The organism is Streptomyces sp. NPDC007157 (assembly GCF_040634235.1).
Taxonomy (GTDB): domain Bacteria; phylum Actinomycetota; class Actinomycetes; order Streptomycetales; family Streptomycetaceae; genus Streptomyces.
Window position 1 is genome coordinate 172,881 of the sequence record NZ_JBEYFE010000004.1, and the last position, 21,000, is coordinate 193,880.

The 21,000-nt window shown below is 70.9% G+C and carries 17 protein-coding genes; 7 read left to right on the forward strand and 10 right to left on the reverse strand.

All coding sequences use genetic code 11. From position 1 onward, the window contains the following. Positions 1-37: 37 nt before the first annotated feature. Complete coding sequence (locus ABZ642_RS08710) at positions 38-2,182, forward strand: RICIN domain-containing protein (RefSeq protein ID WP_360480175.1); 2,145 nt, start codon at positions 38-40, stop codon at positions 2,180-2,182. Positions 2,183-2,244: 62 nt separating this feature from the next. Here the strand turns inward: ABZ642_RS08710 and ABZ642_RS08715 are convergent, their stop codons facing one another. From ABZ642_RS08715 to ABZ642_RS08730, 4 genes are all read right to left on the reverse strand, one after another. After that, positions 2,245-3,912 (reverse strand): MFS transporter, encoded by a 1,668-nt coding sequence (locus ABZ642_RS08715; protein WP_360480178.1) that lies wholly within the window; start codon positions 3,910-3,912, stop codon positions 2,245-2,247. Positions 3,913-4,028: 116 nt separating this feature from the next. Continuing rightward, on the reverse strand, positions 4,029-4,496 hold the full coding sequence (locus tag ABZ642_RS08720; protein WP_360479308.1) for a MarR family transcriptional regulator: 468 nt from the start codon (positions 4,494-4,496) through the stop codon (positions 4,029-4,031). Between the two features lie 78 nt (positions 4,497-4,574). Further along, the gene (locus ABZ642_RS08725) at positions 4,575-5,765 is read right to left on the reverse strand and encodes a glycoside hydrolase family 3 N-terminal domain-containing protein (RefSeq protein WP_360479311.1); all 1,191 of its coding nucleotides are present in this window, start codon (positions 5,763-5,765) and stop codon (positions 4,575-4,577) included. A 186-nt stretch (positions 5,766-5,951) separates the two neighbouring features. Then, positions 5,952-6,362 carry an ATP-binding protein gene (locus tag ABZ642_RS08730; protein ID WP_360479315.1) on the reverse strand — a complete coding sequence of 137 codons (411 nt, stop codon included), beginning with the start codon at positions 6,360-6,362 and terminating at the stop codon, positions 5,952-5,954. Between the two features lie 206 nt (positions 6,363-6,568). Between ABZ642_RS08730 and ABZ642_RS08735 the strand changes: the two genes are divergently transcribed. The 5 genes from ABZ642_RS08735 (at position 6,569) to ABZ642_RS08755 (ending at position 14,788) form a co-directional block, all read left to right on the forward strand. Next, entirely contained in the window at positions 6,569-6,934 is a 366-nt protein-coding gene (locus tag ABZ642_RS08735; RefSeq protein WP_360479318.1) for an STAS domain-containing protein, read from the forward strand. Positions 6,935-7,214: 280 nt separating this feature from the next. Beyond that, positions 7,215-11,489, forward strand: coding sequence for a HAMP domain-containing protein (locus ABZ642_RS08740; protein WP_360479321.1), 4,275 nt, complete (start codon positions 7,215-7,217; stop codon positions 11,487-11,489). Between the two features lie 149 nt (positions 11,490-11,638). Next, positions 11,639-14,083 (forward strand): SpoIIE family protein phosphatase, encoded by a 2,445-nt coding sequence (locus tag ABZ642_RS08745; protein ID WP_360479324.1) that lies wholly within the window; start codon positions 11,639-11,641, stop codon positions 14,081-14,083. A gap of 145 nt (positions 14,084-14,228) precedes the next feature. Continuing rightward, positions 14,229-14,585, forward strand: coding sequence for a PRC-barrel domain-containing protein (locus tag ABZ642_RS08750; RefSeq protein WP_360479327.1), 357 nt, complete (start codon positions 14,229-14,231; stop codon positions 14,583-14,585). A gap of 32 nt (positions 14,586-14,617) precedes the next feature. Then, positions 14,618-14,788: a hypothetical protein gene (locus ABZ642_RS08755; RefSeq protein ID WP_360479330.1), complete on the forward strand. Its 171-nt coding sequence runs from the start codon at positions 14,618-14,620 to the stop codon at positions 14,786-14,788. Between the two features lie 3 nt (positions 14,789-14,791). On the opposite strand, the gene ABZ642_RS08760 is transcribed toward ABZ642_RS08755, so the two are convergent. Together ABZ642_RS08760 and ABZ642_RS08765 are read right to left on the reverse strand one after the other, a co-directional pair. Further along, positions 14,792-15,127 (reverse strand): STAS domain-containing protein, encoded by a 336-nt coding sequence (locus tag ABZ642_RS08760; RefSeq protein WP_360479333.1) that lies wholly within the window; start codon positions 15,125-15,127, stop codon positions 14,792-14,794. A 269-nt stretch (positions 15,128-15,396) separates the two neighbouring features. After that, a complete protein-coding gene (locus ABZ642_RS08765) occupies positions 15,397-15,831 on the reverse strand; it encodes a MarR family transcriptional regulator (protein ID WP_360479336.1) in 435 nt (144 codons plus the stop codon). 201 nt (positions 15,832-16,032) lie between these two features. Here ABZ642_RS08765 and ABZ642_RS08770 point away from each other — a divergent pair, with 201 nt between their 5' ends. Continuing rightward, a complete protein-coding gene (locus ABZ642_RS08770) occupies positions 16,033-17,208 on the forward strand; it encodes a PP2C family protein-serine/threonine phosphatase (protein WP_360479339.1) in 1,176 nt (391 codons plus the stop codon). A 97-nt stretch (positions 17,209-17,305) separates the two neighbouring features. On the opposite strand, the gene ABZ642_RS08775 is transcribed toward ABZ642_RS08770, so the two are convergent. The 4 genes from ABZ642_RS08775 to ABZ642_RS08790 all read right to left on the reverse strand — a co-directional run bounded on the left by ABZ642_RS08775 (position 17,306) and on the right by ABZ642_RS08790 (position 20,888). After that, complete coding sequence (locus ABZ642_RS08775) at positions 17,306-17,812, reverse strand: MarR family transcriptional regulator (protein WP_360479342.1); 507 nt, start codon at positions 17,810-17,812, stop codon at positions 17,306-17,308. Positions 17,813-18,108: 296 nt separating this feature from the next. Beyond that, positions 18,109-18,594, reverse strand: coding sequence for a lipocalin-like domain-containing protein (locus tag ABZ642_RS08780; RefSeq protein WP_360479345.1), 486 nt, complete (start codon positions 18,592-18,594; stop codon positions 18,109-18,111). Positions 18,595-18,666: 72 nt separating this feature from the next. Then, complete coding sequence (locus ABZ642_RS08785) at positions 18,667-20,262, reverse strand: aldehyde dehydrogenase (NADP(+)) (RefSeq protein ID WP_360479348.1); 1,596 nt, start codon at positions 20,260-20,262, stop codon at positions 18,667-18,669. Then, the gene (locus ABZ642_RS08790) at positions 20,259-20,888 is read right to left on the reverse strand and encodes an isochorismatase family cysteine hydrolase (RefSeq protein WP_360479351.1); all 630 of its coding nucleotides are present in this window, start codon (positions 20,886-20,888) and stop codon (positions 20,259-20,261) included. The genes ABZ642_RS08785 and ABZ642_RS08790 overlap by 4 nt, the downstream gene beginning before the upstream one ends. Positions 20,889-21,000: the final 112 nt, after the last annotated feature.

Here is a 21,000-nt window from a genome sequence, read left to right on the forward strand (position 1 = left end):
CCTTTCCTGGCGCCGCAGACCGACGAGCGCCGCAGTGCTGGCCGTTCTCGGAGCGTCCCTGCTGACCGCCGCCCCGTCCGCGCACGCGGCCGCCACCGCCCTGCCCACCGGTTTCGCCACCCTCACCAACGCCGCCAGTGGCAAGTGCCTGGACGCCAGGTCGGCCGCCACCGCGAACGGCACCGCCGTCCAGCAGTACACCTGCAACAACACCACAGCCCAGCAGTGGAGTCTCACCGCCACCAGCGACGGCTACGTCCGGATCGGCAACGGCAACAACACCAGCCAGGTGGTCGACGTCACCGACGTCTCCACCGCCGACAACGCCCTGACCCAGCTGTGGGCCTACGGCGGCGGGACCAACCAGCAGTGGCTGCCTGTCGACGAGGGCGGCGGCGCCTACCACTTCGTCAACCGCAACAGCGGCAAGTGCCTCGACGACCCGGCCGCCTCGACCGCGGACAGCGTGCAGCTGGTCCAGTACACCTGCAACAACACCGCGGCCCAGCGCTTCCAGGTGGCCGCTGTGACGCCGCCGTCCACCGGCGACCCCGACCTCGGCCCGAACGTGGTCGTCTTCGACCCGTCGATGTCGGCGTCGACCATCCAGAACCGCCTCAACTCGATCTTCCAGCAGCAGGAGACGAACCAGTTCGGCTCCCAGCGCTACGCCGTGATGTTCAAGCCGGGCACCTACAGCGCGGACGTCAACGTCGGCTTCTACACCCAGGTGCTCGGCCTCGGCCTGACCCCGGACGCGGTCAACATCAACGGCGCGGTGCACGCCGAGGCCGACTGGTTCCAGGGCAACGCCACCCAGAACTTCTGGCGGGGCGCGGAGAACCTCTCCGTCACCCCGACCGGCGGCTCCGACCGCTGGGCGGTCTCGCAGGCCTCCGCCTACCGCCGGATGCACCTGCGCGGCAACCTCGCCCTGGACGACGGCGGCTGGTCCAGTGGCGGTCTGATCGCCGACAGCAAGATCGACGGGCAGGTCAACTCCGGCAGCCAGCAGCAGTGGCTGACCCGCAACTCGCAGCTCGGCAGCTGGACCGGCTCCAACTGGAACATGGTCTTCGTGGGCAGCACGGGCGTGCCGTCCACCACGTTCCCCAGCCCGCCGGACACCACGGTCGCGCAGAGCCCGGTGACCCGTGAGAAGCCGTTCCTGTACGTCGACGGCTCCGGCAACTACCAGGTGTTCGTGCCGTCCGCGCGGTCCAACTCCTCCGGCACCAGCTGGAGTTCGGGTTCCGCGGCCGGTTCGTCGCTCTCGCTGGACAGCTTCTACATCGTGAAGCCGGGTGCCACCGCCTCCCAGATCAACGCGGCCCTGGCGGCCGGCAAGAACCTCCTGGTCACCCCGGGTGTCTACCACCTCGACCAGACCCTGCAGATCAACCGCGCCGACACCGTCGTCCTCGGCCTCGGCCTCGCCACCTTCGTCCCGGACAACGGCGTCACCGCCATGAAGGTCGCGGACGTCGACGGCGTCCAGATCGCGGGCCTGCTCTTCGACGCCGGCACCACCAACTCGTCCACCCTGGTGGAGGTCGGCCCGAGCAACTCCTCGGCCTCGCACGCGGCCGACCCGACCTCGCTGCACGACGTGTACTTCCGGGTCGGCGGCGCGGGCGTCGGCAAGGCCACCACCAGCCTGGTCGTCAACAGCGACAACGTGATCGGCGACCACATGTGGATCTGGCGCGCCGACCACGGCAGCGGAGTCGGCTGGACCAGCAACACCGCCGACACCGGCCTGGTCGTCAACGGTGACAACGTGACGATGTACGGCCTGTTCGTGGAGCACTTCCAGAAGTACCAGACCGTCTGGAACGGCAACGGCGGCCGGACGTACTTCTACCAGAACGAGATGCCGTACGACCCGCCCAACCAGGCGGCCTGGATGAACGGCTCGACCCAGGGCTACGCGGCCTACAAGGTCGCCGACTCGGTCACCAGCCACCAGGTGTACGGCCTCGGCAGCTACTGCTACTTCAACGTCAACCCCGGCGTGGTGGCGGCGCACGCCGTCGAGGCGCCGAACAACTCGGGCGTCCGCTTCACCAGCATGGTGACGGTCTCCCTCGGCGGCACCGGCACCATCAGCCACGTCATCAACAACACCGGGGGACCGTCGAACTCCTCGACCAACGTGGCGAACCTCGCCTCCTACCCGTGACCGGCGCTCCCTGAGCGGAACACGGGTGCCCCGGCGGACCTCCGCCGGGGCACCCGTGTCTGTCAGGACGGAGCGTTGTGCCGGGGCTCAGCCGTCCGCGCCGACGGCTGGTCCTTCGGCTCCGGACGGTCCTGGCGGTCCGGGTCGGGCCGGTGGCCGCCGCGCAGGGCGGAGGCCACGGCGGAGACCAGGGCCATGCCTGCGGCCACGCCGAAGACGATGGCCAGGCCGTGGTGGAACGGACCGGAGACCAGCTGCGGGAAGAAGGTGTGGCCGGTCAGGACGGACCGCTGGGCGCTGGTCACGTGGTCCAGGACGCCCTCGGAGGAGAGCAGGTGCTCGATCGGGTTGTTGCCGAGGAACGTCGCGAACAGCGTGCTCACCGGCGGCAGCGAGGCGGCGTGCGCGGCGGAGGCGGCCGGCACGCCGTGTGCCATGAGCCCGCTCTTCAGCGTGTCCGGGAGCGAGGAGGCGAGGCCGGAGACCATCAGCGAGAAGAAGACGCCGATGGACAGCGCCGTACCGGAGTTCTGGAAGGTCGAGCGCATGCCCGAGGCGACACCCCGGTACTCGGCCGGGACACTGCCCATGATCGAGGACGTGTTCGGTGCCGAGAACATGCCCTGGCCGAGCCCGTTGAGCAGCAGCAGCGCCGCGAACAGCCCGTAGTCGAAGTCGACGGGCAGCGCGAGCAGGCCGAGGAAGGACAGCATGACGACCACCAGGCCGGCGGTGGAGAAGAACCGGGCGCCGAACCGGTCCGACAGATAGCCGGAGACCGGGCCCGCGACGAGGAAGCCGAGCGTGAGCGGGAGCATGAAGATGCCGGCCCACAGCGGGGTGTCCTCGAAGTCGTAGCCGTGCAGCGGCAGCCAGATGCCCTGCAGCCAGATGATGAGCATGAACTGCAGGCCGCCGCGCGCGATCGAGGTCAGCAGGGCGGCCACGTTGCCCGCCGCGAACGCCCTGTTCTTGAAGAGCGCCAGGTTGAACATGGGATCGGCGACCCGCGTCTCGATGACGCAGAAGGCCAGCAGCAGACCGGCGCCACCGATCAGGCCGGTCAGCACCCACGGATTCCCCCAGCCGGTGGCGCTGCCGCCGTACGGCTGGATCCCGTACGTGATGCCGGCCAGCAGGATCCCGGCGCCCGCCGCGAAGGTGATGTTGCCCAGCCAGTCGATCCGGCCGGGCCGGCCCGTCGAGGTCTCGCGCAGACTCAGGTACGACCAGATCGTGCCGGTGATGCTGACCGGGACGCTCACCCAGAACACGGCACGCCAGTCGACGACGGCGAGCAGACCGCCCGCGAGCAGACCGAGGAACTGGCCCGCCAGCGCGGTGATCTGGTTGATGCCGAGCGCCATGCCGCGCTGCCGGGTGGGGAAGGCGTCGGTGAGGATGGCGGCCGAGTTCGCGGTGAGCATCGACCCGCCGAAGGCCTGCACGATCCGCCACAGGATCAGCCACATCGCGCCCGCCCCCGCACGGAACGGATCGAGCGACAGCGCGACCGAGGCACAGGCGAAGATCAGGAACCCGAGGTTGTAGATCTTCACCCGCCCGAACATGTCGCCGAGCCGCCCGAGCACGACCACCAGGACCGCGGAGACCAGCAGGTACCCGAGGATCATCCAGAGCAGATAGCCGATGTTGCCGGGCGCGAGCGGGTCGAGGCCGATGCCGCGGAAGATCGCCGGCAGCGAGATGATCACGATCGACGCGTCCATCGTGGCGATCAGCACACCGAGTGTGGTGTTGGAGAGCGCGACCCACTTGTAGCCCGGCCCGGGAGGGGTGTCCTTGTGGCGGGCCGAGCGCAGGGTGCCGGGCCAGCCGCGCGCGCTCACAGCTGTTCCGCCAGCCGGGCGAGGAGCGGCACGGCCGCCCCGAGGGTCTCGCGCTCCTCGGCGGAGAACGCGTCGAGGACGTTCGCGAGCCGCTGCACCGATTCGGAGCGCCGTTCGGCGAGCATGGCCCGCCCCTCGTCGGTGACGGCCGCGATGCTCCGCCGCCCGTCCGCCGCGTCGGGGGTACGGCGGACCAGGCCGCGCTGTTCGAGCTGGGCGAGGGTGGTGGCCATGGCCTGCGGCCGCACCCGCTCCATCTCGGCGAGAGACGTGGGGGAGTCGGGGCCGTCGGCGGCGAGCCGCGCGAGCACGGACACGCCCGAGAGCGATACGTCCCCCACCGCGTGGGCCTGTCGCAGCCGCCGCGTCATACGGCCCACCGCGAGCCGGAGCTCGGTGGCGAGCAGAGAGGGGTCGCTCAGATCGCGTGCACCGCCGGCATCGGAGGCTATATCTGTCTTCACATGTACTAATACTAGGTTTATCAGTCTGGACTGCTCAACCAGGCATAAGTAAATATGCCTGGTTGCGTGGGGTGGGTCTCAGCTGCAGGTGAGCCGGCCTGCCGTGGCCTTGGCCGTGAGGATGCGGTGCACAGAGGCCGCGACCGTGGTGCGGAAGGAGGCGCTAGCCGCCATCCGGGCCTGCACGCCCTGCACCATCGCCGGCACGGTCGACGCCTTGACCGTGAGGATCATGTCGCCGCCGGCGGTCAGGAAGTTCACCGCCCGCTGGGCCGGGGTGTAGGCGCGTACCGCGACCGCCTGGCCGATGTCGTCGGAGATGACGACTCCCTTGAAGCCGAACTTGGTGCGCAGCAGCGAGTTGATGACGGTCGGGGAGAACACGGCCAGGTGCTTCGAGTCGATCTTGGTGTACTTCGCCGAGGAGACCATCACGAACGGCGTGCCGGCCGCGATCCCGCTGCGGAACGGCTGGAGGCTCGCGCTGGAGGCGGTGGTCACCGAGTCGACGACGTTCGCGGTGGTGTCGGTGTTGCCGGTGACCTGGCCCAGCCCGGGGAAGTGCTTGAAGGTGGTCATGACCCCGGCCGTGCGGAACCCCGCGGCGAAGGCGCCGGTGTGCGAGGTCACGACAGCGGGGGTGTGGCCGTACTCGCGGTAGTAGCGCCCGATGGGAGCGTTGCGGGTGCCGAGGCTCGCGGGCACCACGTCGGCGACCGGGGCGAGATTGAGGTCGAGGCCCGCCGCCTTGAGCTGCTTGGCCCAGGTCGCGGCGCGGGCGCGCAGGGTCGTCGTGCTCCACGTGCCCTGGGTCAGGGCGTTGGGAATGACCGAGAAGCCCGGCCCGCTGAGCACCTGTACCTGTCCGCCTTCCTGGTCGGTGGCCACGATCAGCCCGACCCGGTGACCGGCGACCGTGTCCGCCTGCGCGCGCACCCCGTCGACGACCTTCTTCGTCGCCGTGGTGCCGGCGGTGCTGCGCCCGGTCAACATGACGGAGCCGACATGGTACGTGCGCAGGGTGCGCAGGTCCGTGGTGCTGGGGCGGGCGGCGGCGACCCCGCCCATGAACAACTGGCCGACGCGCTGCGCCTGGGTCATTCCCGTATAGACCTTGTCGGCGCAGGCGGTGGCGGACACGCGGTGGGCTTCGTCCCCGGCGGCCGGCGCGCTGCACGCGCCGACGGCGACCAAGGTGGTGACGAGCCCGACGGCGGTGCGCCGGGCAGCGGGGCCGCGGCCCGCGGGCCGGCGGACGGGTGGCGCCATGGTGCGCTCCTGACTCGTGAGAGGTGCAGGCCACGGGGCCGGCGGGCCGCCGCACGGCATCGGCACCCTGCGTGGCTCGAAGCCGCCCCGGCGCCTCACGTTACGCCGAACGGGTGCGGTGCGCGCTGTGGCCGACCCGATGACCGGCGATTCCACCGCCCGGACCGTCGCACCGGCCTGCGGCGATCACTCGAACAACGCCAGCCGGGCGATGATGCGCTTGCCCACGGGCTCCCGTCGGGCCTCGAAGTCCCGCACCAGCGCCAGCACGATCTCCAGACCGTGCTGGCCCACCCGTCCGGCGTCGGCCGCTCGGGCCAGCGGAAGGGTCGGATCGGTGTCCCACACCTCGATCTCCACCAGGCCGTCGGCGGCACTCAGGCGCAGCAGTACCGGTCCGGGCGCGTACTTCAGCGCGTTGGTGACGAGTTCGCTCACCACCAGTTGCGCCAGCTCCCGGGTGCGGGCCGGCACCGGCAGTCCCGGCGCGGACTCGGCCCGCGTCAGGAAGTCCGATGTCTGGTTCCGTGCGTCGGCGATGCAGCCGTCCGCCCCGTCCAAGGCGATGGTGACATCGGCAGGTGCGGCATCCGCCATCCGGGAACACTCCTCAGGCGGGACTGACTTCCTGCCGACGATCGGCGATACCCCGTTCATGGGCGCGCGTCTACCCGGCGATCCGCCGTGTTACTCCCGCGCCGCCCGGATTCGGATGCCCCCTCTCGTGCATCGCACCGCGCATCCCTGGGCACGTTCGCTGCAGACAGGTGACGCGGCCCGGACCGAGGGTGCGGAGGACGCACGTGGCAGACGAACAAAGAGCGATGGATCGCGGTGAGCTGTCCGTCACCCGGACCGACGTCGACGGCATCACCGTGCTCGGCCTCCGCGGCGAGATCGACTACGAGAGTGTGGGTGCCCTGGCCCGGGCCATGCCTCCGGCGGACCCCACCGCCGGCTCTCGGGTCGTCGTCGATCTGAGCGGGGTCACGTTCATGGATTCCAGCGGGATCAACGCCCTGATCGCCGCCCACCAGGCGACTCGGGCCGCGCGGGGATGGCTGCGTCTGGCGGGGGTCCGGGACTCCGTGCTGCGCACCGTGCAGCTGGTGGGACTCGACACCCTCGCCACCTGTCACCCGACCGTGCGGGACGCCATCGCCGCGTGAGACGAGGCCGACGCCCGCTCCGCGGGCCCGCCTTCGGCAAATCCGGCCGAGTACCCCGGACCGGCTTCGGCATGCCCTCCTGCATCTCCTTGTTTTCGGTGCGCCGCGGTATTCGCGCCCGGCTTTGGTTGTCGGCCGACAACTGAGTTAACCTGCGACCGATTTCCCATCGGACGAGGCCGCCGAACGCGGAATCGCCGCTGGTGGGCGGAGCTCTACGGCTCCGGCGAGGTTCCGGGTCCTCGGGGTGGGGACTCTGGGGAGCGGAACGAGGGTGTGCATGAGCGGCGTGTCGGTGGACGCCCAGGTCCAGGGACCGGGCGAGCAGGAGTTGCGGCAGCTGCTGGCCGGCCTGACGGCGGTACGGGACGGTGACTTCGGCACCCGGCTGCCCTCCGACGGACAGGGCCTGCTCGGCGACATCGCCACGGTCTTCAACGGCATGGTCGACCAGCTGTCCCTGTTCACCTCGGAAGTGACGCGGGTGGCCCGCGAGGTGGGCACCGAGGGCACGCTGGGCGGCCAGGCGCAGGTCCCCGGGGTCTCCGGCACCTGGGCGGATCTGACCGACTCGGTCAACGCCATGGCGGGCAATCTGACCACGCAGGTCCGTGACATCGCCCAGGTGGCCACGGCGGTGGCGAGGGGTGATCTGTCCCAGAAGATCGACGTGCCGGCGCGTGGGGAGATCCTCCAGCTGAAGGAGACCGTCAACACGATGGTCGACCAGCTGTCCGCCTTCGCCGACGAGGTCACCCGGGTGGCGCGCGAGGTGGGCAGCGAGGGCCGGCTGGGCGGCCAGGCGCAGGTGCCCGGGGTCGGCGGCGTCTGGCGTGACCTGACCGATTCGGTCAACTTCATGGCCGGGAACCTCACCTCCCAGGTCCGCAACGTCGCCCAGGTGACGACCGCGGTGGCGCAGGGCGACCTCTCGCAGAAGATCACCGTCGACGCCCGTGGTGAGATCCTGGAGCTGAAGAACACCATCAACACGATGGTCGACCAGCTCTCCGCCTTCGCCGACGAGGTCACCCGCGTCGCCCGCGAAGTGGGCACCGAAGGCCGTCTCGGCGGCCAGGCGGACGTCAAGGGGGTCAAGGGCACCTGGCGCGACCTGACGGACTCCGTGAACTTCATGGGGGGCAACCTCACCTCCCAGGTCCGCAACGTCGCCCAGGTGGCCACCGCGGTGGCGCAGGGCGACCTCTCGCAGAAGATCACCGTCGACGCCCGTGGTGAGATCCTGGAGCTGAAGAACACCATCAACACGATGGTCGACCAGCTCTCCGCCTTCGCCGACGAGGTCACCCGCGTCGCCCGCGAGGTCGGCACCGAGGGCAACCTCGGCGGCCAGGCGATCGTGCCGGGCGTGTCGGGGACCTGGAAGGACCTCACGGACAACGTCAACGTGATGGCGTCCAACCTGACCGGGCAGGTCCGCTCGATCGCCCAGGTCGCCACGGCGGTAGCGCGCGGCGACCTCTCGCAGAAGATCACCGTGGAGGCCAAGGGCGAGGTCGCCGCGCTGGCGGACGTCATCAACACCATGGTCGACACGCTGTCGGCGTTCGCCGACGAGGTCACCCGGGTGGCGCGCGAGGTGGGCACCGAGGGTCGGCTCGGCGGTCAGGCCCATGTGCCGAACGTGGCCGGGACCTGGAAGGACCTGACGGACAACGTCAACTCCATGGCCAACAACCTCACCGGGCAGGTGCGCAACATCGCCCTGGTGACGACCGCGGTGGCCGGCGGCGACCTGTCGAAGAAGATCGACGTGGACGCCCGGGGCGAGATCCTGGAGCTGAAGACCACCATCAACACGATGGTCGACCAGCTGTCGTCGTTCGCCGCCGAGGTCACCCGCGTCGCCCGCGAGGTCGGCAGCGAGGGCCGGCTGGGCGGCCAGGCCGAGGTGGAGGGCGTCGAGGGCACCTGGAAGCGGCTGACGGAGAACGTCAACGAACTGGCCGGGAACCTCACCCGGCAGGTGCGGGCGATCGCCGAGGTCACGAGCGCCGTCGCGGAGGGCGATCTGACCCGCTCCATCACCGTGGTGGCGTCGGGCGAGGTCGCCGACCTCAAGGACAACATCAACTCCATGGTGGAGTCCCTGCGCGAGACCACCCGGGCCAACCAGGAACAGGACTGGCTCAAGACCAACCTCGCCCGTATCTCCGGCCTGATGCAGGGCCACCGGGACCTGCCCGTGGTCGCCGAGCTGATCATGGACGAGCTCACTCCGCTGGTGTCGGCCCAGTACGGCGCCTTCTATCTGGCGGAGGACACCGAGCGTGGCCATGAACTGCGCCTGGTGGGTTCGTACGGCTATCCGGACGACACCGAGCGGCCCACCCGTATCCCGGTCGGACGTTCCCTGGTCGGGCAGGCCGCGCGCAACCGGCGGGTCATCATCGTCGAGGAACTGCCGGAGGGCTATGTCACCATCTCCTCCGGGCTCGGGCAGGCCGTGCCCAGTGCCCTGGTCGTGCTGCCCATCGTGGTCGAGGAGCAGGTCCTCGGCGTCATCGAACTGGCCTCGCTGACCCGCTTCACCCAGATCCACCAGGACTTCCTCACCCAGCTGGTGCCGACCGTCGGCGTCAACCTCAACACCATCGTGGCCAACGCCCGCACCGACGAGCTGCTGGGGGAGTCCCAGCGACTGACCTCCGAACTGCAGGCCAGGTCGGAGGAGTTGCAGGTGCAGCAGGACGAACTGCAGCGCTCCAACGCCGAGCTGGAGGAGAAGGCGTCCCTGCTGGCCTCGCAGAACCGTGACATCGAGGCGAAGAACCTGCAGATCGAGCAGGCGCGGCAGGAACTGGAGACCCGTGCGCAGCAGCTGGCGCTGGCCTCCAAGTACAAGTCGGAGTTCCTGGCCAACATGAGCCACGAGCTGCGCACCCCGCTCAACAGCCTGCTGATCCTGGCCCAGTTGCTGGCGCAGAACCCCTCGCGCAACCTCACCCCGAAGCAGGTCGAGTACGCGGGCATCATCCACTCGGCGGGCTCGGACCTGCTGCAGCTGATCAACGACATCCTCGACCTCTCCAAGGTGGAGGCCGGCAAGATGGACGTGGCTCCCGAGCGGGTTCCGCTGCGCCAGCTGCTGGAGTACGTCGAGGCGACCTTCCGGCCGATGACGACCCAGAAGAGCCTCGAGTTCACGGTGGCCACCGCGACCGGTACGCCCGCCGACCTGCTCACCGACGACTCCCGGCTGCGTCAGATCCTGCGCAACCTGCTGTCCAACGCGGTGAAGTTCACCGAACAGGGCGGCGTCGAGCTGCGGATCGAGCCGGCCGCCGACCGGGAAGTGCCGCCGGGTGTGCTGCGCGGCGGTCCGGTGGTCGCCTTCCGGGTCCTCGACACCGGCATCGGCATCCCCCACCAGCAGCTGGAGACGATCTTCGGCGCCTTCCAGCAGGCCGACGGGACCACCAGCCGCAAGTACGGCGGCACCGGTCTCGGCCTGTCCATCACCCGGGAGATCGCCCATCTGCTCGGCGGCGCCGTCACCGTCGACAGCACCCCCGGTCAGGGCAGTACGTTCACGCTGTACCTGCCCGTCGCGCGCGCCGACTTCGAGGAGCTGCTGGAGACCGGCGGCCGGCCGGTGGAGCAGCCCCGCGCCGTCGCCGCCTCCGAGACGGCACCGGCACCCCGGCTGCTGCCCGCTTCCGTGCCGGTCCCCGAGCACCGCAGGCGCCGGCTCCTGGTGATCGAGGAGCGCCCGCGCGGTCTGCTCGCCCTGGTCGCCGAGCGGGCCGTGGCGGACCTCGCGCACGACCCCGGCGACCCGCACGGGGCGATCGACCTCATCACCGCCGTGGGGGCGCAGGAGGCGGCGAGCACGCTGGCGGCCGAGCCCTGCCACTGCGTCGTCCTGGAACTGGGCGTGCCCGGCAAGGAGGGCGCGGACTTCCTGGAGGCCATGCGCGGCGACTCCGCGCTGGCCAGCGTGCCCGTCCTGGTGCACACCGGGCACCGGGTGGATCTGGCCCAGGAGCAGGCGCTGCGTGCCCTCGCGGGCGGCCGGCCGCTGGACTTCCTGTCCAGCCTGGACGAGCTGCGCGAGCGCATCACCCTGCACCTGTCCGCCGAACAGCCCGGTGACGTGCTGTCGCTGGTGCGCGCCGAGGAGCCGCACCGCCCGGCCGCGCAGGTGGTGGACGACTCCTTCCTCGGCCGGACGGTCCTGGTGGTCGACGACGACGCGCGCAACCTGTTCGCCCTCAGCGGCGTGCTGGAACTGCACGGATTCCAGGTCCTGCACGCCGACAACGGCCGCAAGGGCATCGAGATGCTGCTCGCCCACCCGGACGTCTGCCTGGTGCTGATGGACGTGATGATGCCGGAGATGGACGGCTACGCCGCCACCGCGGAGATCCGGGCCATGCCCCAGTACGCGGAGCTGCCCATCATCGCCGTCACCGCCAAGGCCATGCCGGGCGACCAGGAGAAGAGCCTCGCCTCGGGGGCCAACGACTACATCACCAAGCCCGTCGACACGAACGACCTCATCGCCCGCGTCCGTCGCTGGCTGGCCGTGTGACGACGCGCCACCGCCACTGCGTCCACCAGCAGGCCGGGTAACGCCCCGGGGCGTCCCAGCCGAGAAACAGGCCCACCGTGAGTGATCTCCGTCCATCGCCCGAACCTCCCGGACCGCCCGGTGCCGACGACCTGGGGGGCCAACCACGCGTGCCGGAAGGCATCGGCCCGGTGGGCATCGAGCCGCCCGGCGTCGTCGGGAACACGCGGGGAGCCGCCACCGGTCAGCCGGACGAGCCCGGCCGGTCGTCCCCGCTCGGCAGGCTGGCGGCGACCGTGGAGCGGCTGCGCCGCGAGGTGCGGGCGGCGCATGCCGAGGCCGACGGGCGTGCCCTGATCGAGCTGGCCAAGGGCATCCTGGTCGAACGGCTGGGCTGTGGCCCGGCGCAGGCGGCCCGGCAGCTGGCCGAGCTCGCCGAACAGGCGGGGGTGACACCCCTGGAGTTCGCGGTCGACGTCATCAACCAGGCGGCACGGGACCGGATGTCGGAGGTGACCGCCGCTTTTTTCGCGGCCACCGCCGCCCGTACCGAGGCCGTCGACTCCGCGGACAGCCACTCCTCCGCCGTACGGTTGCGGGCCGCCGAGAGCGGTGCGCTGGCCGCCCAGGACACCCAGGCCGTGGCCGAGTCCCTGCTGGAACACGCGCTGGCCCCCCTGGGCGCGGAGGCGGTCGCGATCTGGGCACTGGGCGCCGACGGCTCGCTCACCCTGGTGGGCAACGCCGGATTCTCCTCCGCCGAGGCCGGGCGCTGGCGGCATGTGCCGCCGGGGGTGGCGACGGTGGGCCGCCGCGGCCTCGCGGAGCGCTCGGGGCACTGGATCCGCAGCCTGGCCGAGACCGGGCTGCCCTCCATCGGCCAGCACCACCATCCCGACGGCGGCCGGGTCGCCGTGGCGGCCGGCACCGGCGGGCGCATCCACGGCGTACTGGAGATCGTCTGGCCCGCGCCGCTGGAGACGCCTCCCGCGCCGGTCGTCCGGCAGATCGAGGCTCTGGCCGAGCTGTGCGCGCACACCCTGGACACCGGGTCCCCGGACCAGGCCCACGGCGGCACCGGCCGGCCCGTGCTGCCCGGCGTCACCGAGCTGATGGACCTGGCCGACGGACTCCACGACCCCGCCCTGGTGCTCATGCCGCACCTGGATGCCGACGGCGACCTCGTCGACTTCCGCATCCACCACGTCAACGGCCGCTTCCTGGACCCCGGCGGCAGGCCGCGGGCTGTCATCAACGGCGCCCTGCTGCTGGAGACCTATCCGATGGCCGCCGGCCACAGCGAACTCTTCGAGCGGATCGAGCGCGTCTACGCCACCGGCGAGCCCTACCGCGCCCACCGCGTGCGGCTCACCGCCCTGGTCGACGACGTCCCGCTGGCGGCGGTCGCCGACATCAACGTCAGCCGGCACGGCGGCTGCGTCCTGCTGATCTGGCGCATCGAGGACGAGACCGCCCGCCTGGCCAGCCTGCTCCAGCACGCGCAGCGCCTCGGCCGTATCGGCGGCTTCGAGGAGAACCTCCTCACCGGCGAGATCACCTGGAACGGCCAGCTCTACCACCTCTACGGCAAGCCCGGCTCCGGCGCCCCGGTGCCGCTGGAGGACCTGCCCGCCCATGCCCACCCCGACGACGCCGTCACCATCGGCCGCTTCCTGCGCACCCTGCTGCACCACCGCCGGCCCGCGTCCACGGCCTTCCGCCTGCAGCGCCCCGACGGCGTCACCCGCCATATCCGGGTGGCGGCCGAACCGGTCCTCGACTCCGGCGGGCAGCTGTACGTCGTACGCGGCGCCTACCAGGACATCTCCGCACATCACTGGACGGAGGTCGCTCTCGCCGCGACCCGCGACCAGCTCGCCCATACCGAGCAGCAGGCCAGCGAACGCAACCGGCTCACCCTCCAGCTCCAGCACGCCATCATGCCGCCCGCACAAGCCCCGCTGGCGGTCCCCGGGCTGGACCTGGCCGTGCGCTACCGGCCCGCGGAGACCCAGCACCTGGTCGGCGGCGACTGGTACGACGCGGTCGTGCTGCCGTCCGGGCAGGTGCTGGTGTGCGTGGGCGATGTCGCCGGACACGGCATCGAGGCGGCCACCAGCATGGTCGTCCTGCGCAACGCGCTGCGCGGGCTCGCCGTGACCGGCGCCGGACCGGGGCAGCTGCTGTCCTGGCTGAACATGGTCACCCATCATCTGACCGGTTCCGTCACCGCCACCGCGGTGTGCGGTCTCTACGACCCCGACCGCCACATCCTGCGCTGGGCGCGGGCCGGTCATCTGCCGCCCGTGCTGGTCCGTGGCGGTGAGGCGGAGCCGCTGCCCCTGGTCCAGGGGCTGCTGCTGGGTGCCGTGCCCGAGGCCGGGTACCAGGAGCACGAGGTCCAACTCGCAATCGACGACACGTTGTTGATGTACACGGACGGCCTGATCGAGCGCCGTGATCGGTCCGTGGAGGAGTCCCTGGCGCACCTGCTGACGACCGCGCGCATGGTTCCGCCGACCCTGGAGCAGCAGCTGGACCGGCTGCTGACCCACAGCAGGTCCGACACCGACGACGACACCTGCCTCGTGGGCATCCGCGTGGCGCCGCGCTGACGGCCCGCCGCCGGGACGGGGGCCTCGGCACTGTCGGCGACGGGGAGCGGCGCCCCGTGGACGCGCAGCGCGCCCTCGCGGCGGTCCGGCCGGTCGTCGGCGTCAACCGCGCGATCGCGGGTACCCGCCCCCACGGAGGTGTCCGATGTTCGAAGCAGGCGATATCCGAGAGTGGCGCGGTCACGACGTGGTCGACACCCTCGGGCACAAGGTCGGAGTCCTGGAGTCGGTCTACGTCGACACCGCGACCGACCAGCCCTTCTACGCCACCGTGACGGTCGGCCTGCCCACCCGTCGGCGCCTGGTGTTCGTGCCGCTCGCGAACGCGACCGTCGGTCCGGGCTATCTGAAGGTCGCCTACGACAAGGACACGGTCAAGAAGGCCCCTGCGATCGACACGGACGGCGAGCTCCCGGCCGTGCAGGAGCCCGCCGTCTTCGCGCACTACGCACTCGACTACACCCCTGGCGCCGGCGGTGAGCGCCGACTGGCGCGCCGCTGACCCAGCGAAGCCGACGGTTGATAGGAGAGCCGATGAGCCTGTTCCTGCTTCTGATCCTCGTGGCCCTTGTCCTGGGCATCATCGGGTTCACCGCTCATGGACTCTTCTACCTGCTGGTCATCGGTGCGGTGGTGCTTCTCGCCGACCTCGTCTACGCCGCGGTCAGGCTCCGGCACGCGGCGCGAAACCGCGTGGCCCGCTGACCGTCACCTGCCGGTCTCGGTGATGGTGAACAGCCGGATGGCGCCCGTGATCGTCAGGAGTCGGCTGACGGCGGGCCGCAGGGGGCCGATCAGCACCAGGTCGCGCCCGCTGGCCCGATGGCGCAGACGAGCCTCGATGAGGGCGTTGAGAAGCATGCTGTCGGCGAAGGTGACCTGCGTCAGGTCGACCGCTGTCACGGGCATCGCCGCACGATCGGCCGCCTCCCAGGCCTGTTCGAAACCCTCGGCGTCGGCGTAGTCGACATCGCCGCGCACGGTGATCACGAAGGTCTGCTCGTCGCGGTCGATATGCGCTCTCAGTTCGGGAGCCGCGGGCATCGCGCCATCCTTGTGTCAACGTTCAGTCTCGGGATTTACGAGACATATCGCACAGTCATCGCGGATCGCATCGGAACGGGGGTAGTCGGACAGGGTAAGCGCGACACCGAGAACTGTTGTCGTTTGACAATAATAGCCATGAGGCAACAGAGTAGCCGAGTCGGACGTACACGGGGAAGGACCTGGAATGTTCCGGTGGACAGGGGCCGCCCCCGGCGCCGGCCGCCATCGTCATGGAGCGGTGGTGGCACCGGTGCCGTACGGGTTGTTCAGGCGGTCCGGCTGTCGGACTCGGGGGCCTCGTCGGGTATCTGCGTCGCCGCGGCGGCACAGAACGCCTCCAGCCCCTCCAGCAGGGCGACACGCTTGGCGGCGGGCATGTCCGCCAGCACCTTCTGGAGCTCGCTCTCCCGGCGGGCACGCAGATCGGCCAGGAAGGAGCGGCCCCGGCCGCTGAGATGCAGCCGTACCTCGCGTCGATCCTCCGCGCCCACCATGCGCTCGATGAATCCCGCGGCCTGTAGCCGATCGCACAGTCGGCTCGTGGACGGAGGAGTGGAGGCGAGCGACTCGGCGAGAGTGCGCAGATTGATGCCGTCGTGGTGCTCAAGGATGTGCAGCACGCGCAACTGGGAGGCAGAGGTAGGCGCGGTCGAGGCACGGCCCCACACAACTTCCAGCAGCTCAACGGCCTTGGTGGTCACGCGTGCGACCTCATCGGGCTCTGGGCGGCGGCGGAAGGCAGTCACGATCACACTCTCGCAGGCACTGGGGCACCTTTCAGCCTACTAGGAGCCCCACCCCACACGGACCTCCCTCGGAACGACCGACGCGGCTCTCGCGAAGCCCCGCCCACTCGGCCGGGCCCGCACGGTGCCGGGAGAAAGAATGGTGCATTCCTCATCGTGAACAGATTCCAGACCGCTGAGCGTGCCGTGCGCACAGCGGCTCCCCACGAGTTGCTCGACGCCGTCCGCGTCGTGCTGACCGAGCAGTACGGCGCGGAGGCCGTCGAGCTCTTCATGGCCGACTACGGCCTGACGGCACTGCAGCCGGTGTCGGTGCGGCCGCACAACCTGGTGCCGGTGCCGGTGCACGGCAGCCCGGCCGGGCGGGCCTTCGGTTCGCAGGAGCCCTACTGCGAGGAGGGCCAGGACCGGCGGATGCGCGTCCACCTGCCGGTCAGCGTGCGCGGCGACCGGCTCGGCGTGCTGTCCGTGACGCTGCCCGGCGACGACGCGACACGCGGGTATGTTTCCGAACTGGCCGAGATCGCCGAGGTGCTGGCGCACGAGGTGCTCGTGGCCGAACGCGACACCGACCTGTATCTCCAGGCCCGGCGCAAGGACCGGCTCACCCTGGCGGCCGAGATGCAGTGGCAGTTGCTGCCCGGTCGCTCCTGCACCCGGCCCGAGTACGACCTCGGCGGCCAGCTGGAGCCCGCCTACGCCGTCTTCGGCGACAACTTCGACTGGTCTGCGACCGCCGACCACCTGATGCTGTACGTCACCAACGGCATGGGCGAGGGCATAGAGGCGGCTCTGCTGACCAGCCTCGCCATCAACGCCCTGCGCAACGCGCGCCGCGCCGGAATCTCCATCGCCGACCAGGCGGCTCTGGCCGACCAGGCCGTCTACGCCCACTACCGAGGCCGCCGGTATCTGTCCGTCCTCATGTTCGACTTCGACCTGGACACCGGGCGGGTGAGTGTCGTGGACGCGGGTTCCCCGCAGCTCCTGCGGCTGCGCGGCGGGACTGTCGAACGTGTCCCCTTCGAGGCGCAACTGCCCCTCGGCATGTTCGAGGAGACGGACTACGTGGCGCAGGAATTCGAGGTCGAGCCCGGAGACCGGCTCGTCTTCGTCAGCGACGGTGTCCACGCGGTGTACTCCCCGAAGGGGGAGGCGTACGGGGATCGGGCGCTGGCCCGGGCCATCCACTCCACCCGGCTGTTGCCCGCCGCCGAGGTACCCCGTGCCATCCTGCGCGAACTGGCGGGCCACCGGGGTGAGGCCGTCATGGCCGAGGACGACGCCCTGGCCGTCTGTCTGGACTGGCGCGGGCGTCCCCGCCCGTCGTGACCCGGGAGGCGGGTTCGCGCCCGCTCCTCTGCCGCGCGAACGCCCGGTGGGGCCGACCGGCGGCGGAAGGCCCGTTGCGTCGACGCGCCGGGCCCGGTCAGGGATCGCCGCCGTGACGATCGTGCGCTCCGCGGTCCCGGGCGGCGGCCAGAAAGCCCTGGAGCCCTTGCCGGAGAGCCTCCCGCGCGGCCGGCTCCATGGCCGCGAGCACGGCGGCCAGGGCGCGAGCTCTGCGCGAGGCCATCTCGTCCAGTACCCGGTGGCCTTGCCCTGTCAGGAGCAGTCGTACCTCACGCCGTCTGCGCGGATGCAGCACACGCTCCAGCAGACCGGCCGCTTCCAGCCGGCCGCACAGCCGGCTGGCGGTCGGCAGCCCGATCTCCATGCCCACCGCCAAGGCGGTGAGGTTGAGGCCCGGCTCCTCCTCCAGAATCCGCAGTGCCCGCAACTGGTGCGGCGACAGGCGCAGGTTCGTACTCTGCGCGGCGTCCGACCACAGGTGGATCAGACAGTCCACGGCGTCGGTCAGCGCCGCGGCGAGGGGGACGGGACCGTCGCGCGGTCCGCCTGATCGTTCGTCCCTGGAGCCACTGAGACCAGTCACGGAGGCATCGCTTTCCGAATCCCGCTGCCATTGCAGGTATCACCTATGCAAACGCCGTACCCGAAGAACCGCCGGGCAAGCACCTTCCGGCGGGCCGATCGGGTCATCGCCGCGGCGCCGTGCGGGTATTGGGTACGCCTGCGCCTGCCGCAGGGGGCGCCGGGCCGGCACCGGCCGCCGACTCGCTCACGCCTGCTCCCCACCGCCCTGTCCCGTGCCGCGGCCGCGGGCGGTCCCGTACCCCGGCACCGCACCTGTCGCTCCACGGCACCGCGGAGCCCGTCGGCCGACCCGCCTCAGGCCAGTCTGCTCCACGTGAGTTCGGCCGTGCGGTCCGCGCCCCACAGGCGGGTGGGGGTGGCGACGCGGAGGGTGAGGAGCGGGCCGTCGAAGCTCACCTGCCGGACCTGGGACCGTCCGATCCAGTTCGGGAAGAGGCTGGTCGTGACGTGGTGCTCGACGGTGGCCGGACCGACGACCTCGAACGGGCCGCCGTAGGCGAGGTAGTCGGCCGCCGCCCGGGCCAGCTCGTCGGCCGCCGCGTCCTCGAGGCGTGCCGACCGCAGGGGCGGGCGGTCGCCGCGGCCCAGCTGGGCGGACATGTGTCCCTGGGGGGTGTAGACGATCAGGCCGTACGGTGTGGGGCCGAGCGGGCTGATGACCTCCCCGTCGACGCTTGTGGCGGTGTACGACATGAGTCGCCAGGCGCCTAGCAGCTTTTCGCGGACCTCGTCACGGGCCGCGCGTTCGTTCTCCGCCGCCGTTCGGTCGGTGATGGACATGGCAGGATCGCCTTTCGTTCCGGGGGAGCCGACGGGCTCCGTTCGGGGGGCGAACGGAGCCCGTGCGGGTGGTCAGTGCCGGCCGGGTGCGCCGTCGACGAGCCGCCAGACGTGCAGCGGGTTCGCCTCGCGCAGCGGCTCCGGCAGGAGGGCGTCCGGGAAGTTCTGGTAGGTGACCGGGCGGACGAACCGCTCGATCGCGCCCATGCCCACCGAGGTGAACCGGCTGTCGGAGGTCGCCGGGAACGGGCCGCTGTGGGTGGCGGCGTGGGAGACCTCCTGCGGGATCGAGAAGGCGTTGAACACGATGCGGCCGGTGCGCCGTTCCAGGATCGGCAGGAGCCGTTCGGCCGCGGCGCGGTCGGCGGCATCGGCGTGCAGGGTGGCCGAGAGCTGTCCGCGGAAGGCGCGGGCCACCTCGAACAGCTGCTCCGCACCGGTCAGCCTCACCAACAGGACCGCCGGGCCGAAGACCTCCTCGCGCAGGGCGGGTTCGGCCAGCAGCTGCTCGCCGGTGACCTCGTACAGCAGGGACTGGCCCTCCCCGGCGCGGGCCGGGTCCGCTCCGGTGCCGATCAGGGTGGCGCCGCCGTCCTCCATACGCCGCGCGTTGCGGGTGTAGGAGTCGTGGATGCCGGGCGTGAGCATGGTCCGGGCGTCCGCCTTCCGTATCTCGGCGGCCGCGGCGTCCCGCAGTTCCCGGAAGCCGGGTCCGTCGACGGCGAGGAGGACGGCGGGCTTCAGACAGGCCTGCCCGACGTTGTACATGGCGCGCTGCACCAGGCCCGCGCCGATCTCCGGGCCGCGGGCCGCCAGGGCCGCGGGCAGGACGAAGGTCGGGTTGACGCTGGTCATCTCGGTGAACACGGGGATGGGTTCGGGACGCCGCTGGGCCCGGCGGTAGAGGGCCATGCCGCCGCCCTCGGAGCCGGTGAAGGTGACCGCCCGGACCAGCGGATGGTCGACCAGCGCCTCGCCGATCTCGTTGCCGGCGCCGCGGACCAGGGAGAAGACGCCTTCGTGCAGTCCCGCCTCGGCGACCGCCCGCTGTATGACCCGGCCCTGGATCTCGGAGGCACCGGGGTGCGCGTTGTGGGCCTTGACGACGACGGGGCAGCCGGCGGCGAGAGCGGAGGCGGTGTCACCGCCCATCACGGAGTAGGAGATCGGGAAGTTGCCGGCGCCGAAGATCACCACCGGTCCCAGGGCCACCTTCTGCAGCCGGTGGTCCATGCGCGGCGCGGGCCGGCGGTCCGGCTGCGCGGTGTCGACGGCCGCTTGGAGGAAGCGGCCCGCGCGGACGACGTCGGCGAACTTGCGGAACACGTCGGCGGTCCGCGCCGCCTCGCCTGCCAGCTGGGCGGCCGGCAGGCCGGTCTCCAGCGCGGTACGGGCGGCGAGCTCGTCCTTGACCGCCTCCAGCCCGTCCGCGACGAGGTCGAGGAACGCGGCCCGCTCGGCGAGTGAGGTGTGGCTGTAGCTGTCGAAGGCGTCGTCCGCGAGGCGGACCGCCCGGTCGACCTCGGCCGCGCCGCCGAAGGCGAACTCCGGCTCGACGAACTCCCCGGTGGCGGGGTTGAGCGCCTTCATGGTCCCGGCGGTGGCGGGCACCCGGGCCGTGCCGATCAGCAGCTCTCCGGTCAGGGTCATGTCTCCGGTCAGGGTCATGCGTGCGCTCCCTCGAACGCGGCGGTGAGTTCGTCCGCGGTGGTGATGGCGTGGGCGTAGGTGGGGCCGTTCAGTTCGTGCGCGGCGTGCATCATCGCGGGCTCGAAGGCGGCGGTGGCGTCGCGCACCAGCGTCACGTGGTAACCGAGTTCCATGGCGAACCGGCCGGTGGACTCGATACAGGTGTTCGCCAGGAGTCCGACCAGCACGACGTGGGTGATGCCGTGCTGCTTGAGCTGGAAGTCCAGGTCGGTGTTGGCGAACCCGCTCTGCGCCCAGTGCTCTGAGATCACGACATCGCCGGAGACCGGCTGGAAGTCGGGGTGGAACTCCCCGCCCCAGGTACCGCGGGCGAAGCTGTGCCGCTCCATGATGCTGAGCTGGGTGGGGTTGGGGTGGGCCCAGGTCTCGTAGTCACCCGGCTCCCAGCGGCGGTGCGGGACGAACACCACGCGTACGCCGGCCGCACGGGCCGAGCCGACCACGGAGCGGAGGTGGTCCAGCAGGCCGACCTCGTGCGCCATGGACTCCAGACGCGGCCAGATCTGGCCGCCTTCGGACAGGAAGTCGTTGTAGGGGTCGATCAGCAGAACGGCCGTGCGACGTGGGTCATAGGTCTGAGACATGGTTCCGACTCCAATCTGGATGATGCTTGACATCCTCATTCAGGATTACGCTCGTAATCCTGAATGTCAAACGAGTGGCTCCCCGGCACGTCTGCGAGGTGCTGTATGATGA

What these genes read in the sequence shown, in the direction of transcription:
- ABZ642_RS08715 (WP_360480178.1), bottom strand. Translation starts at nt 3,912, where the DNA reads ATGGACGCGTCGATCGTGATCATCTCGCTGCCGGCGATCTTCCGCGGC.
- ABZ642_RS08725 (WP_360479311.1), bottom strand. Translation starts at nt 5,765, where the DNA reads ATGGCGCCACCCGTCCGCCGGCCCGCGGGCCGCGGCCCCGCTGCCCGG.
- ABZ642_RS08730 (WP_360479315.1), bottom strand. Translation starts at nt 6,362, where the DNA reads ATGGCGGATGCCGCACCTGCCGATGTCACCATCGCCTTGGACGGGGCG.
- ABZ642_RS08740 (WP_360479321.1), top strand. Translation starts at nt 7,215, where the DNA reads ATGAGCGGCGTGTCGGTGGACGCCCAGGTCCAGGGACCGGGCGAGCAG.
- ABZ642_RS08750 (WP_360479327.1), top strand. Translation starts at nt 14,229, where the DNA reads ATGTTCGAAGCAGGCGATATCCGAGAGTGGCGCGGTCACGACGTGGTC.
- ABZ642_RS08755 (WP_360479330.1), top strand. Translation starts at nt 14,618, where the DNA reads ATGAGCCTGTTCCTGCTTCTGATCCTCGTGGCCCTTGTCCTGGGCATC.
- ABZ642_RS08760 (WP_360479333.1), bottom strand. Translation starts at nt 15,127, where the DNA reads ATGCCCGCGGCTCCCGAACTGAGAGCGCATATCGACCGCGACGAGCAG.
- ABZ642_RS08780 (WP_360479345.1), bottom strand. Translation starts at nt 18,594, where the DNA reads ATGTCCATCACCGACCGAACGGCGGCGGAGAACGAACGCGCGGCCCGT.
- ABZ642_RS08785 (WP_360479348.1), bottom strand. Translation starts at nt 20,262, where the DNA reads ATGACCCTGACCGGAGACATGACCCTGACCGGAGAGCTGCTGATCGGC.
- ABZ642_RS08790 (WP_360479351.1), bottom strand. Translation starts at nt 20,888, where the DNA reads ATGTCTCAGACCTATGACCCACGTCGCACGGCCGTTCTGCTGATCGAC.